The organism is Lujinxingia sediminis, assembly GCF_004005565.1.
GTDB classification, from domain to species: domain Bacteria; phylum Myxococcota_A; class Bradymonadia; order Bradymonadales; family Bradymonadaceae; genus Lujinxingia; species Lujinxingia sediminis.
This window is the reverse complement of record NZ_SADD01000001.1, coordinates 135994-150607: the sequence shown is the minus strand read 5'-3', so window position 1 is coordinate 150607 and position 14614 is coordinate 135994. Positions and strand designations below refer to the sequence as shown.

Sequence of the window (14614 nt, the reverse complement as noted above, 5' to 3'; positions counted from 1 at the left end):
TCAGCACATCACTATCCCCCCTCCCCCACCTCGCTTAGCCGAAGCTCACACGCACGGCCTCACGCTCCGTCGGGTTCTGAATCTCAAAGAGCATCGCCGGCTGAAAGCCCAGCGTCGGCGCAAAGAGCACCGCCGGAAAACTCTCCCGCGCCGTGTTGTACGTCGTCACCGCGTCGTTAAACGCCTGACGCGCAAACGCGATACGGTTCTCCGTCGAGGTCAACTCCTCCATCAACCCGCTCATCGTCTTGTCGCTCTTAAGCTCCGGATACGCCTCCGAAAGCGCAAAGAGTTTACCCAGCGAGCCGGTCAAGGCCGCCTCCGCCCCCATCAGCCCCTGAATCGCCTGGGCATCCCCCGGGTTCTGGGCGGCGCGCTGGTTGGCCGACTGCGCCGCATTCCGCGCCTGAATCACCGCCTCAAGCGTCTCGCGCTCATGCGCCATAAAGGACTTCGCCGTCTCCACAAGATTAGGAATCAGATCGTAGCGTCGCTTCAGCTGCACATCGATCTGCGAGAACGCATTGCGAAAACGATTCCGCAGCGTCACCAGCTTGTTGTAAATCCCCACCCCGAACACCACGAGGACCACCACCCCGAGAAACATCACGCCCAACACGACCAACACTGCTCCCATCCGAACCTCCGTCGCGCCTTCCGCACGCGTTTATGACCAGGGCACATCCGCACCGCAGATGAACCCACCTTTTCACCGCTTTTCTAACAAACGTGCGCCCGAACCTAGCGCCGGGCCCCTTCCCATGTCAACGAATCCCCCCGCCCATCCTCTCAATGCACATGCCCGGCCTTCCCCCCGTGGTGATGATGATGACCGCCTTCATGCTCATGCCCATGATCGTGGTGATGACCGTGCACATGCGTCGCCTCCTCGCCGCCGTGACCACAACTCAAGGCATTGATCAGCCCTGTAAAATGCTCCGCGCGAACCTCCTCGCCAGGCCGAATCACAGGCGCCACCAGCGCTCCGCGCCGCTGCCCTACCGCCTCCCCGCTGGCGCGCGCCTCCAGAAGCTCCTGACGATACGACGCCAGCGGCGGATTATCATACCCACCCCCGTCGGCATCCAGGAACACCGGGTTCGAGAATGCCATCGGCTTCACCGAACTGGCCAGCACCGGCACCATCGTTCGCCCATTCGCACCGCGCGCGATCACCACCACGTAGCTATCGCGCTCGACCTCCAGTTCCACCTCCACCTCCTGCCGCCAGCGATAATGCGCCCGGGCTCCCTGCGCCACCAACTCCCGGTGCGAAGCCTCATCCCACACCACATCTACCTGTCGGGTTGGTGCCAACGCCTCCTCCACCGCCTCTCCCGGCGCCCCCACCAGCCCCTCTGCCGGCACGTTCATATAGAGGTCGAGCCGGTCCACATCCACCCAGTCGGTCAGCTGCAACGTCACACGCAGCGTCACCGTCCCGGAAGCCGCATCCAGCACATCGCCCGGCCCGGCACTCTCCTGGGCCCCGTTGACCGCCTCCACCTGCATAAAGGGACCGGTCGTCCCCACCAACGCCCCCTCCTTGATCCGCTCCACCAGATGCTCGATCGACATCGTCTGCGCGCTATCTCGCCCCTGATCCACCATCACAAAGCTGCGCGGACTCGCGGCCAGACTCCCGTACACCCCGTGCGTATCACTGACCGCTGTCGCCGTCGGTGAAAACCCGCGTCCCACCATCGCAAGCCACCAGCGCATCGAGCTCCAGAAGTCACCTTCGCTAAACCCGTTGAGCACCTCGATCGCGTCAAAATCATCGGTCCACAGCCCCGTATCGCCGCTGACCTCATCCACAAACGCGTCCGTCATCCGCCGCGCCGCCGGATCTGCGAAACTTTGCCCCGTTATCACATCCGCCTCCAACAACCCGATCGCGCCCATCGGCTTCTTCGGGTGGTTGAGTTGAATGACCTGCTCCCCGGGGTGCTCCCGCGTCCGATCCACGACCTCCTGCAGCGTCAGATGCAGACCACCGTCATTGCTCCAGTCCAGCGGCCCACCACGACGCGCCTGAGCGTCCCGCTGCAACGGAAACGCATTGATATGCCCCAGGTTCGACGTCGTGATCTCGCTTCCCACCACACTCGCAATCTGCGCCTGCGCCCCCAGCCTCACAATCGCCGCCCCGAAATCGCTGATCGCGTCATGGTCGCTGCTCACCATCACATCGAGCCCGCCGGCCATAAAGTCCAGCACCCGCTGCTCCTCCGAGACGTTGGAGTCCGGCGAGTACATCGCGTGAATGTGAAAGTCCGCGCTGAGCGCACCGCTCGTATCGATGACCTCGGCGATCTCCGCCTCCACCACAACCTCCTCACCGGCGACCACACTCACCGGCTCCCCGCCGGTCAACGTCGCATCCGAGGGCCACACCGACCAGGTCATCCCCCGATTTACGCTGACCCGGTACTCCCCCGGTGCCATCTTCAGCGTCGCCTGCCCGCCCACCCCCAACTCCTCGATGCGCAACCACCCGTAGGGCGGCGCAAGGCCCGCGTCGCGCTCCCGACTATCCTCGCGCCGATCACCACAGTCGTTCACACAGGCAATGACCACACGCGCCGGAACCGGCTCCCCTGCTGCGTCCCTCACCTGAATGGCCATCACCCCGGGCTCGCTTAACGCCACCTCACCCAGCGCCACATCCTCACCGCCGACCTCCACATCCGAGACGCGCGTGAGCACACCATCGTCGCGAAAGCGCAGCTCCCAGCTCCCCTCCAGAAGATCAAAAGCAAAGCCCCCCTGCGCGTCGGTCCACCCGGCCACAAACGCGCGATCGCCATCGCGCAACGCGCTCACCTTCACGCCTGACACGCCCTCTCCCTGCGCGTCCACCACGCGCCCGCTCACCTCCGAGGCTCCCAACGCCATATCTTCGTAAATTGCATCGGTCACCGAACTCACCGCCCCCGCTCCCGGATAGAGCCTGTAGCCAACAAAACTCACCGCACCCGGCTCAATCGCCTGATACCCCCGGGTCTGCGGCCAGCGCGAACGCGGGGCCGTCAGCGTCTGCAACAAATCCGTCGCGCCGTGTATAAGCCCCGCCGCCCCGCTCACCGCCAGCATCCCCGCGCCCACCGGCATCCCGTCTCGCTCCAGGTACTCCCAGGCATCGGGAACCACTGCATATCCCCCCCGGCGATTGAAATACCCGAGATAACTCACCGGATCCGCGTTCAAATTATCACTGCCCAGCATGCGATAGCCCCACCCCTTCGGCCCCCCAAACGGGTTGAAATAACTTCCCGTCGACCCCGACAACACCAGATGTGCCGCCACCACATATTCGGCCGCCCCCCCGTCGTTGCGCATCGCCGTGATCACCCGCAACGACCGACTCTGAGGCGTTAACGCGTAATACACCGTCACCGTCAGAGGCAGCTCCCGAACCGGATCAAAATCCAGCGCGTCGAGAAGCCCCGGAGCAAAATCATCGACCATCGAGCTCACGTTCAAAAAATCCAGGGGCACAGGCCTCCCCGTCACCGCCACCACCGCGCGCCCCTCGGACCCATCCTCCAACACCTCCACCACCTCCGGCCGGAAGGTCTGCCCGATGTTGAGCAAAAAGCAGATCTCCCCGAGCACGCTCTCCGCCCCCTCGTCCGCCCTACTCACCGCGATCGGGTTCCCATCCCACGAACACGGCCCGACCACACGCTCCCCGAAACCGATCTGATAGCGCCCGAAGTCGTTCTCCAGCACCCAGTCCCCCGCCACCCCCTGCGCCACCTCCCCGACGATGCCCTCCTCAGCGCTCTGCACCTGCACCGCACGCACAAAGCCCTCTCCCGGGGCCTCCAGCACCGCCTCCACGTCGATCTCCGCCCGCTCCAGCTCCTCCTCGCCGGCATCCACATCGCCTTCCCCGCCCACGTCTCCCCCATCAGGCTCACCCACCTCCGCGTCTGGCTCACCCTCCCCGTCCACCACCTCCGGATCGCTGCATCCCACCGCCAGCGCTCCCATCACCATCACCGACACCAACCCGAACCTTAATCCGAACGCCCGCCACATAGTCATCACTCTACCTTTTCGCTCGCCAGCCCATCGCATCTTCGCCAGAGCTATGGACCTGGTCTCCACACCGCCTATCATCTCCGCCCTACACCGGAGCGTGATCGCCATCGCCTCGTCATAAGCCTTCTCGCCACCGACACGCGCGCGCCCTGCTCGCACATGGCCGGAACCGAACACCGCCTTTGTCACCGTAGTGTAACGCATCTCGGACCTCCCTGCCGAGTCCACGCACGACACACCGCCCCCCTCCCTTCACCCACACCCCACATCCCCCTTATGCCCTCCCCCACCCTGCGCATCTGGTCCGAACACCTTCCCCTCTCCGAACTCGCAAGCCCACCGCTGCTTCGCCTGCTTGCCAGATACCGCATCCACCCCATCGCCGCGCTTCGCCCCGATGCCGACCTCCACCTGGCGGCCACGTACATACGCCGCGCCCGCGCGCTCGACCTCCAGCCCGGCATCTGGCCCCTGCTCAGCCCGGAGCAGGGCTACTGGCCCAACACAACCACCCTCCCCCTCTTCGCCCCCTATATCCGCAACCTCATCCAGGAGCTGCTCGCCAGAGAGGCCGTCCCGGCGTTGGCCGCCATCGACCTTGAGCCCCCACTCGACGCCCTCAAACGCCTCCACGAACGCGTGCTCCGCCCCTTCGTCCCGGCGCCTCCCCCGCGACACGCACCTCACCTGCGTCCGACCGTGGACCTCCCCACCGCCCGCACCCTTCTCGACGAACTCATCGCCGATCTTCATCGCCTCACCATCCCCACCCTGGGCATCACGCTGCCCACCGCCGCCCATGATCTTCGCGACGGCCACAACCTCTGGCAACGCATCGCCCGCACCCCCTGGATGCATATCGACTGGCAGCTGGCCGGCATCATGACCTACGGCTCCATGCTCTCGGGCTACTCCCGCGGCCTCCTCTCCCCGGCCGACGCCCGCTACATCCACTGGCGCCTGCTACGTCATCTGCACACCCACTTCGGCCCACGCGCCCATGCCTCCATCGGCCTCACCGGTACCGGTGTGCTGGGCGATGAGCCCGCCTATAGCTCCCCCACCGAGCTCGCGCTGGACCTCGGCGCCACCCTGCACGCCGGCGTCCACGATGTCGCCATCTTCTGCCTCGAAGGCATCCTCAACGACGCTCACCCTGAGCGCTGGTTCTCCGCCCTCACGCGCGCCACACCCGCTCCCCCTTCCCCCAGCCTCCGTACCCGCTCCCTCCAGACGCTGGCCGCCGCCACACGCTCGATCTTACTCACGACACTGCCCCGCTGAGAACATTCCCCCCCTCAAAAACACCACCCGGCCACTCTTGCGAGATGATACGCGTCTCGAAAACGCTACAGACGTACCCTTTTAGGATGAATCACCCCTCGAAAACCTCGGTCACCGAGACTTTCGTGAGGTCAAGTGACCCCGAATCTCTCGTCGACCGAGGTTTTCGTGAGGTCAAGTGACCCCGAATCTCTCACCGACCGAGACTTTCGTGGGGTTAAGTGACCCCGAATCTCTCGTCGACCGAGGTTTTCGTGGGGTCAGGTGACCCCGAATCTCTCGTCGACCGAGGTTTTCGAGGCGTTCACCCTCTCCACAACGTCGTCGCTTACGTTTGCGCTGCGCCTCAACCTCGCCACAACCTCATCGATCACGGTTGCGCTGCGCCTCAACCTCACCACAACCTCACTCCCCACGGTTGCGCGGTGCCTCAAGCTCTCCGCAACCTCACCGTCCGGGTCTCTGGAGCTCTTCACCCGCTGCGCAACCTCACCGACGTGCTTTGCAGCGCGACTCTCCCCCTCCACACCCCGCTCCTCTCCCCATCGCGTCGCCACCCGGGTTGCACACCCTCGCCGCGCTATGAAATGGTGCCCGCAGTCAACGCTTAGCATGTCCGGCTCTCGCACCCATCGCGCGCTATCCGGCCTAATTCCCCCCTCCTCAGGAGACACCGATGAAGATCCTCGTCATCAACTGCGGCAGCTCGTCGATCAAGGCCGACGTTCGCGAACACGCCACCGGTGCCTTTGTCGCCCGCATGGACATCGAACGCATCGGCCAACCCAACGCCACGCTGCGCTTTGATGGCGAAGATGTCACCACCGACCTCGGTCCGGTCGACCACGAGCAAGCCCTGACAAAAACCATCGCCCTCCTCCTCCAGCGCCTCGATAACCCGGGCGCCATCGCCGGCGTCGGACACCGGGTCGTCCACGGCGGCGCGCGCTTCACCCACCCGGTCCGCATCACCACCGAGGTCGAAGACGCCATCGACGAACTCGCAAGCCTCGCCCCCCTGCACAACCCCGCAAACCTGGCCGGCATCCGCGCCGCCCGCAAACTCCTCCCCGACGTCGACCACGTCGCCGTCTTTGACACCGCCTTCCACGCTACCCTCCCTCGACGCGCCCGCACCTACGCGCTGCCCTACGCGATGGCCAACGACCCCGGCCTGCGCCGCTTTGGCTTCCATGGCATCAGCCACGCCTACGTCGCTCAGCGCGCCGCCGAGTTCCTCGACGCCGACGTGCGCGACCTGCGCCTGATCACCTGCCACCTCGGCAACGGTGCCAGCCTCTGCGCCGTCGAGTTCGGCCGCTCCATCGAAACCTCCATGGGTCTCACTCCCCTGGAAGGCCTCGTCATGGGCACCCGCACCGGTGACATCGATCCCGGTCTGCTCATCCACCTGATGCGGGAACACGGCTACACGGTCGAACAACTCGACGAACTCCTCAACCGCAAAAGCGGCCTGGCCGGCCTCTCCGGCGTCGGCAATGACCTTCGCGACATTGAGGCCCGCGCCGCCGACGGCGACGACCACTGCCGACTCGCCATCCAGGTCTTCGCCCACCGCGTGCGCAAATACATCGGCGCCTACGCCGCCATCATGGGCGGCGTCGACGCTATCGTGTTTGCCGGGGGCATCGGCGAAAACAGCGCGCTGATGCGACATCGCATCGCCCAGCGCCTCGACTTCCTCGGTGCGCGCCTTGATGAAGACCGCAACCGCGAGCTCCAACTCGCCAGCGAACAACCCGTTCAGAGCTTCTCCACTCCCCACGCTCGCACTCGCCTCCTCGTCGCCCGCACCGACGAGAGCCGCGCCATCGCCGAGGCCGTCTCCAAACTCATCCTCAAATCCGACGAACTCACCCTCGACCAACGCCCCATCCCTGTCGCCGTCTCCGCACGCCATGTCCACCTTACCCGCGAGGCGGTTGAATCCCTCTTCGGCCCCGGGTACGAGCTCACGCCCCGAAACGACCTCTCCCAACCCGGCCAGTTTGCCGCCGAAGAGACCGTGCGCGTCGTCGGACCCAAAAACGAGTTTCCCGCCGTCCGTATCCTCGGCCCCACCCGCTCACTCAACCAGCTCGAGATCTCACGCACCGACGAGTTCGCCCTGGGCATCGACGCCCCGGTGCGCGCCTCCGGCGACGTCGCCAACAGCCCGGGCATCCTGCTCGTCGGCCCCGCCGGACAGGTCAAACTCGACCAGGGCGTCATCTGCGCCTGGCGCCACATCCACATGACGCCCGATGACGCCGCACACTTCGGTGTCCAGGACCGCGACGTCGTCGAAGTCGCCGTCGCCGGGGGCGACCGCGACCTCACCTTCGGCGATGTCCTCGTCCGCGTCTCCGAAAAATACCGTCTGGAGATGCACATCGACACCGATGAGGGCAACGCCGCAAACCTTGGCCGCGGTGCCACAGGCACCCTCATCTCCACCGAAGGTCGCGCTCAGCTGCGCCGCCGCAACACCCGCTACGATGCCGTCGATCCGGCCGCAGAATAGCCCCCACCTCCCCGGACTCCTTCACCGTGGTCGGGCGCTCCCCGGTGCCGCGCACGCGCGCTGCGCCGGGGAGCGACCCACTCCTGAGTACGCCCCCACAATACGCCTTTACCCCCCGCTCCAGGTTGATGTACCACGGAGCGGTCCTATGACGACCGTCCGCGAGAGCGCCCCATGATTGGCTTCATCGAACTCTCCCCGGCGAACTTCTTCGCCGCTGTCATCGTCCGAAACGACACCAGCCGCATGCTCTCGCGCATGGGCCACGATCATGTCGTGCGCGCCATCCCCTCCCAGGGTCGCATCGAGCTCGACACCGAACAGGTAGACGCCCTCAGCTTTGAGCTCTCCTTTCCGGCCCGAGACCTCATCGTCGACGCCGACCTCGACCGCCCCCGCGTCGGCCTCCCCGGAACCATCGCGCTCAAAGATCGCAACGCCACCGCCGACAACATGCTTGCAAAGAACCAGCTCGACGCCACACGCCACCCCGAGCTTCGCTTTGCCTGCCACGGCATCAAAACCGGCACCGACACCCGCATGCAGGCCAGCCTCACCGTTCGCAACACCCGCTGCGACTTTGAGCTCCCCCTGGACCTTCACGTGGATCCGCACCACATCCGTGCCCGCGGCCAGATCCAGCTCTCCCACACCGACCTCGGCCTCACACCCTACCGAGCTCCCCTGGGTGCCCTGCAAAACCGCCCGGAGCTGACCTTCGTCGTTGAACTCGACGCCGAACTCAACCCCTCCCGCTGACACTCCCACACCTCGCCATCCTCACGGTGGAGCCTTTATGTCTGAAGGACGCGATAGAATCCTCAAAGCCGCCGAAGAGCTCTTCGGCACCCACGGCTTCGACCGCATCAGTGTGCGTGACATCGCCGAACGTGCCGAGGTCAACAAAGCGCTGATCTTCTACCACTTCAACAGCAAAGATGAGCTCTTCGAGACCGTCCTCCTCCACTACTTCGAGAGCCACACCGAAGCCCTGCGCGAGGCCTGGACCTCCACCGGCTCCCTGCGCGACCGCGTCCACAACATGATCGAAGCCTACGTCGACTTCATCGTCGAGCACCGCGCCTGGCCCAAACTCGTCCAGCACGTCGCCGCCACCGAACACAGCGAACACATCCCCACCGTCCAGCGCGGCCTCGACCCCATGATCGCCTGGGCCAACGAAACCTTCGGAGAGATTGCCCCCGACGAAGGCCCGATCTCGGTGCGAAACCTCTTTGAAACCGTCGCCGGCTCCGTCCTCCACCACTTCACCTATGCCCCCGTGCTCGCCAATATGTGGCAGAACGAGCCCCTGGCCGAGCGCCACCTCGCCGAGCGCCGCGCTCACCTCCACTGGCTCGTCGACGTCCTTCTCGATGCCGTCGAGTCCCGAGCCCACCTCTGAGCCCCCCCGGCCCTCAGCGCCTCCGCCCCAGAGGCGCCTCAAACCACCCGATCAACTCCTGGATCCGCTCCCGGTACACCGCATTGCGCACGTAGTAGGCCATCCGCTCGAACTTCGAAAAATCCACCCCGCCGCTGGTATCCGGAGCCGGCCCCTTCTTAAGCTGCCGAAACGCCTCCGCGCGCCTCGGAGCCTCTCGCCGCGCCACCAGAAAACGCGCCACCGCCTCCGCCTGCCAGTCGCGGATCTGCCAACCCCCACCGTCGCTCTCAATCAACCCCATCACAAAGATATCATCCTCCTCCGGGTGGAAGATGTTCAGATAGAGCTGCGGCGCTTTCCCCCCGCGCCAGGGCAAATACTTCCGATCCAGAAAGGGAAACGTCAGCGTGTAGCCAGTGGCCATCACCACCACGTCGTACTCCCCCTGACTCCCGTCCACAAAGTGCACCGTCTTCCCCTCAAAACGAGCGACGTTGCTGCGCACATTCACGTCCCCATGCCCCAGATGATAAAGCAGCTGGGAGTTCACAATGGGGTGGCTCTCATACAACTTATGGTCCGGCTCCGGGATCCCGTACTTGCGCGGATCCGGCGCGATCCGACGCAACAACAACGTGTCCACCCGCTGCTTCAACCACATCGGCATCTTCAGCTTACCGCTGCCCGAGCCGAAATCCGCCGCTGGCACCCCCAGAATATACTTCGGCACGATGTGATAGCCCCGCCGCATCGATAGATCCACCGACACCGCCTGGTGCACCGCGTCGATCGCGATATCACACCCGCTGTTGCCCGCCCCCACAATCAACACCCGCTTCCCCTTGAACACCTCCGCGCTGCGATAGTCGCAGGAGTGAAAGATCTCCCCCTCAAACTCCCCCTCAAACTGCGGCCAGTTCGGATCGTTGAGATGCCCGTTGGCGATGCACACCGCGTCGTACAAAAACGCCTCCCCCGTATCCAACGTCACACGCCAGCCCTCCCCCTCGCGCGCCACCTCCTCAACACTCGCACCGAAGCGAATCCGCTCATAGAGCCCGAACTCCCGCGCGAAATCCCGAAAATACGTCAGAACCGTGCGATGACACGGGTAATCCGCCACCTCCTCCCCCAGCGGAAAGTCATCGAACTGCGTCGACTTCTTCGATGAAATCAAGTGCGCCGACTCGTACATCGTACTGAACTCCGAGTCGATATCCCACACCCCACCCACATCGTCGGCGCGCTCAAACTGATCGTAGAGCACCCCGTTTCGCGCCAGCGCACGCCCCGTCGCCAGTCCCGCCGGCCCCGCGCCGATCACGCATACTCGATCGCTTCGGTCCACAACCTCACCCTTGACCCCGTGAGGCAATCCGGCGACGATCGCCCTCTCCTCAATCGCGCTCGCTTCCACGATGCGTTCGACCTTCGTGCTTGGCTCACTCATGATCCTCCCTCGCGTTGACGACGTTCGTTTCATTTGGATAAAACACTAACCGAACGGTCAGATACGTCAAGTCCCTCATCCTCCGCAGAGGCAACCTGACATGCGCGAGAGCATCGACGCAATCGAGCTCAATTTCGAGCCCTCCAGCCTGATGGCCCTCAACGCCATCCTGGGGCTGATCATGTTCGGTATCGCGCTCTCCCTGCGCATCAACGACTTCCGCTACGTCGTCAAACATCCCCGCGCCCCCCTCGTCGGCATACTCGCCCAATTCGGTCTCTTGCCTGCGGCGACCTGGGGCCTCACTCGCCTCCTTGAGCTTCCCCCCTCCATCTCCATGGGCATGATCCTCGTGGCGTCTTGCCCCGGCGGAAACATCTCCAACTTCATCGCCCATCTCTCCCGGGCCAACACCGCCCTCTCCATCTCAGTGACAGCCCTGTCGACCACCGCCGCGATGATCTTCACCCCGCTCAACGTCGCCTTCTGGGGCTCCCGATCCGCCGACACCCGCGCGATCCTCACCGAGTTCAGCCTTCACCCCCTCGACATGCTCCTCAATGTTCTGATGCTCCTCGGAATCCCCCTGGCCTCGGGTATGCTCCTGCGCCACTACGCTCCCTCGCTCGCCAGCAAGGCCGAACGCCCCTTTAAAATCCTCTCGATCCTCCTCTTCGTCCTGCTCATCATCGTGGCCTTTCGCTCCAACATGAGTGCCTTTCTCGCTGTCATCGGCATCATCTTCATTCCCGTCGCCCTCCATAACGCCACCGCGTGGGTCGTGGGCTACGCCGCCGGCCGCGCCGCCGGTCTCCCCCTGGAAGACACCCGCGCGCTGGCCATTGAAGTCGCCATCCAGAACTCCGGCCTGGGACTCGTCCTCATCTTCAGCTTCTTCAACGGCCTGGGCGGCATGGCCGTCATCGCCGGATGGTGGGGAATCTGGCATGTTGTCGCTGGCCTCTTCATGGCCACTCTCTGGTCGCGCTCGCCAGGCCCCCGGACCGCCCTCTGAACCTCCTCCCCCTGTCTTCACACCGCTCTTCACCCCAACGTTTCCCTTTCCCGACGCCGAGATGGTTGTTCCTATGGCAAAGTCCAAGAAAAACTCCGCTGCAGACGCCACTATCCTCATCACCGGCGCCGCAGGCTTTGTCGGTGACGCCCTGCTGCGCTCACTCCTCGAAGAGACCTCAGCCTTTCGCACCATCATCGCCTCCGATATCCGCCCCCTGGCCGAGGATCTTCCCGATGACCCGCGCCTCATCCCCGCAGACCTCGACATCCGCGACGCTGACGCCGTTCACACCCTCATCGCCACACACAAGCCCGCCATCGTCGTCCACCTCGCAGCTATCGTCACACCTCCCCCCGGGGACACTCGCAAACTCCAGTACGATGTCGACGTGATCGGCACCCGAAACGTCGTCCAGGCCTGCGCTCACCACGGCGTCAAACAACTGATCTACACCTCCAGCGGTGCCGCCTACGGCTACCACCCTGACAACCCGCCCGCCCTCAAAGAAAACGACCCGGTCCGCGGAAACGACGTCTTCGCCTACGCCCATCACAAGCGCACGGTCGAAGAAGATCTGGAGCGCGCTCGCCAGGACTTCCCCCACCTGGGCCAGCTGATCTTCCGCGTCTCCACCGTCCTCGGCCCTCAGACCGACAACCAGATCACCGGACTCTTCGAGCAGCCCGTCGTCCCCGGCATTCGCGGCGCAGACTCCCCCTTCTGCATCGTCGCCGACTTCGACGTCGTCGACGCCATTCGCCACGGGATTCACACCGGCAAGACCGGCATCTACAACCTCACCGGCGACGGCGTCCTCTCCCTCAAAGAGATCGCCCGCCGCATGAATAACCGCTACCTCCCCCTGCCCGAATCGCTGGTGCGCACCGCTCTGGCCGCGCTCTCCAAACGCGGCATCGGGCCCTACGGGCCCGAGCAGGTCCTCTTCATCAAGCACCGCCCCGTCCTCGACAACACCGCGCTTAAACGCGACTTCGGCTTCACTCCCGCCCTGAACTCCGAAGAGGCCTTTGAGCGCTACCGCAACGCCCGCACCTTTGACGGCCCGGCCACCATACTCATCACCGGTGCCGGCGGTGGCCTGGGCTTCGAGCTCGCCCGCGCACACGCCCGCCGCGGCGACCGCCTCGCGCTCTTGGAGCGCGACCCCAACGCCCTTGAGCGCACCTTCATGATGACCCGGGCCCTGGGCGCACAAGCCCTGGCGATCAACGCCGACCTGCGCATCCCCGAGGACTGCCAGCGCGCCATCGACACGACAGGCGCCACCTTCGGCAGCATCGACGTCCTCTACAACAACGCCGCCATCCCCTCCCGCGCGCTCTTCTCAAACACCACCAGCGCCCGCATCGAAGAGGTCATCGACGTCAACCTCATGGGCGCGGTACGCATCACCGAAGCCGCCCTGCCCTGGCTCACCCGGTCCAGAGGCCGCATCTGCGCGATTTCCAGTGTTGCCGGCTTCGCTCCGCTGACCGGACGCACAGCCTACGCCGCCAGCAAACACGCGTTGCACGGCTTCTTCGAATCCCTGCGCACCGAGCTTATCGACCAGGGCGTCTCCATCACCCTGGCCTGCCCCGCCTACATCAAGACCGCCTTTCGCAAAGATGCCCGCGATAACGCCTCCGAACTTCCCCCCTCCGAGGTCGCAGAAGCCATCATCGATGCGACCCTAAACCGCCGCCGCATCGCACTTATCGGCTCCACCGCCCACCAGGCCTACTGGCTCAACAAGATCGCCCCGGCCATCTTTGAGCGCGTGATGCGACGCAGCGTCAAACACGAATTCCCCACCTGATCCTCCTCCATCAACCTCCCCCAAAACGAGCTCCAAAACGCTATGAGCACCACCCCGAACATCCCCCATCGCCGCCTCGGAAAAACCGGCATCAACGTCTCCCGCATCTGTCTGGGTACGATGATGTTTGCCGACCGCACCGACCTCAATGAGGCCCGCAACATCGCCGACCTCTGCCTGGAGCGTGGCGTCTTCTTCTGGGACACCGCCGATATGTACAGCCGCGGCGCCTCCGAGACGATGGTCGGCCAGCTGATGGCCGGTCGCCGCAACCAGATCGTGCTTGCCACCAAAGCCTGCCGCCCCATGAGCGAGCACCCCAACGACCGCGGCCTCTCCGCACGCCACCTCATCCAAGCCTGCGAAGACTCCCTGCGCCGACTCAACACCGACTACATCGATATCTTCTACCTCCACTTCACCGACCCACACACCCGCCCCGAAGAAACGCTGCGTGCGCTCGAAGACCTCACCCGAAGCGGGAAAATCCGCTACAGCGGCGTCTCCAACCACCAGGCCTGGGAGATCGCCGACCGTATCGGCATCGCCCGCACCCACGGCTGGCAACCGGTCGACGTCGTCCAGCCCCTCTACAACATCCTCAACCGCGACATGGAGCGCGAGCTCATCCCCATGGCCCAAAACTACGGCCTGGGCGTGGTCACCTACTCCTCCCTGGCCCGCGGTGTCCTCACCGGCAAGTACCGCTGGGACGCCCCCGCCCCCGAAGGCTCCCGTCTGGCACGCGGCGACGTGCGCATGCGCCAGGCCGAGTGGCGCGAAGAATCCCTCCAGGTCGTCGATGAACTCCGCCCCCTGGCAGACGCCCGCAACATCCCCCTAAGCCAGCTCGCGACCGCCTGGACGCTGGCCAATCCCCTGGTCGACTCCGTCATCATCGGCCCGCGCACCCTGGCCCAGGCCGAAGACGCCCTTAACAGCGCTAACATCGACTGGGACGCCGAACTCGAAGACGCCATCGACACCCTCTGCCCGCCAGGCACTCACGCCGGGCGACACATCCCCGACCAGGACGTCTTCCCTCTTCGCGGCCGCCCCCACTCCTGAGCCCGCAGCGCTGC

General features: G+C 64.8%; 10 protein-coding genes. 7 read left to right on the top strand and 3 right to left on the bottom strand.

The features are described from left to right. Positions 1–34 precede the first annotated feature (34 nt). Both EA187_RS00600 and EA187_RS20890 read right to left on the bottom strand, forming a co-directional pair. Positions 35–637, bottom strand: a complete 603-nt coding sequence (locus tag EA187_RS00600) for a LemA family protein (RefSeq protein WP_115603430.1) — start codon at positions 635–637, stop codon at positions 35–37. 152 nt (positions 638–789) lie between these two features. Beyond that, a complete protein-coding gene (locus EA187_RS20890) occupies positions 790–4053 on the bottom strand; it encodes a CehA/McbA family metallohydrolase (RefSeq protein WP_127778823.1) in 3264 nt (1087 codons plus the stop codon). 273 nt (positions 4054–4326) lie between these two features. Here EA187_RS20890 and EA187_RS00590 point away from each other — a divergent pair, with 273 nt between their 5' ends. The 4 genes from EA187_RS00590 (at position 4327) to EA187_RS00575 (ending at position 9263) form a co-directional block, all read left to right on the top strand. Continuing rightward, positions 4327–5334, top strand: a complete 1008-nt coding sequence (locus EA187_RS00590) for a hypothetical protein (protein ID WP_127778822.1) — start codon at positions 4327–4329, stop codon at positions 5332–5334. Positions 5335–6010: 676 nt separating this feature from the next. Then, a complete protein-coding gene (locus EA187_RS00585; protein ID WP_127778821.1) occupies positions 6011–7858 on the top strand; it encodes an acetate/propionate family kinase in 1848 nt (615 codons plus the stop codon). A gap of 174 nt (positions 7859–8032) precedes the next feature. Then, the gene (locus EA187_RS00580; RefSeq protein WP_127778820.1) at positions 8033–8617 is read left to right on the top strand and encodes a YceI family protein; all 585 of its coding nucleotides are present in this window, start codon (positions 8033–8035) and stop codon (positions 8615–8617) included. 37 nt (positions 8618–8654) lie between these two features. Beyond that, the gene (locus EA187_RS00575; RefSeq protein ID WP_115603435.1) at positions 8655–9263 is read left to right on the top strand and encodes a TetR/AcrR family transcriptional regulator; all 609 of its coding nucleotides are present in this window, start codon (positions 8655–8657) and stop codon (positions 9261–9263) included. A gap of 13 nt (positions 9264–9276) precedes the next feature. Here EA187_RS00575 and EA187_RS00570 read toward each other — a convergent pair whose 3' ends face one another. Next, complete coding sequence (locus EA187_RS00570) at positions 9277–10695, bottom strand: flavin-containing monooxygenase (RefSeq protein ID WP_206524143.1); 1419 nt, start codon at positions 10693–10695, stop codon at positions 9277–9279. Between the two features lie 100 nt (positions 10696–10795). On the opposite strand from EA187_RS00570, the gene EA187_RS00565 reads away from it, so the two are divergent. The 3 genes from EA187_RS00565 (at position 10796) to EA187_RS00555 (ending at position 14600) form a co-directional block, all read left to right on the top strand. Further along, positions 10796–11710, top strand: coding sequence for a bile acid:sodium symporter family protein (locus EA187_RS00565; protein ID WP_115603436.1), 915 nt, complete (start codon positions 10796–10798; stop codon positions 11708–11710). A 73-nt stretch (positions 11711–11783) separates the two neighbouring features. Beyond that, positions 11784–13532, top strand: a complete 1749-nt coding sequence (locus EA187_RS00560; protein ID WP_127778819.1) for an SDR family oxidoreductase — start codon at positions 11784–11786, stop codon at positions 13530–13532. A gap of 42 nt (positions 13533–13574) precedes the next feature. After that, entirely contained in the window at positions 13575–14600 is a 1026-nt protein-coding gene (locus EA187_RS00555) for an aldo/keto reductase (RefSeq protein ID WP_115603437.1), read from the top strand. Positions 14601–14614: the final 14 nt, after the last annotated feature.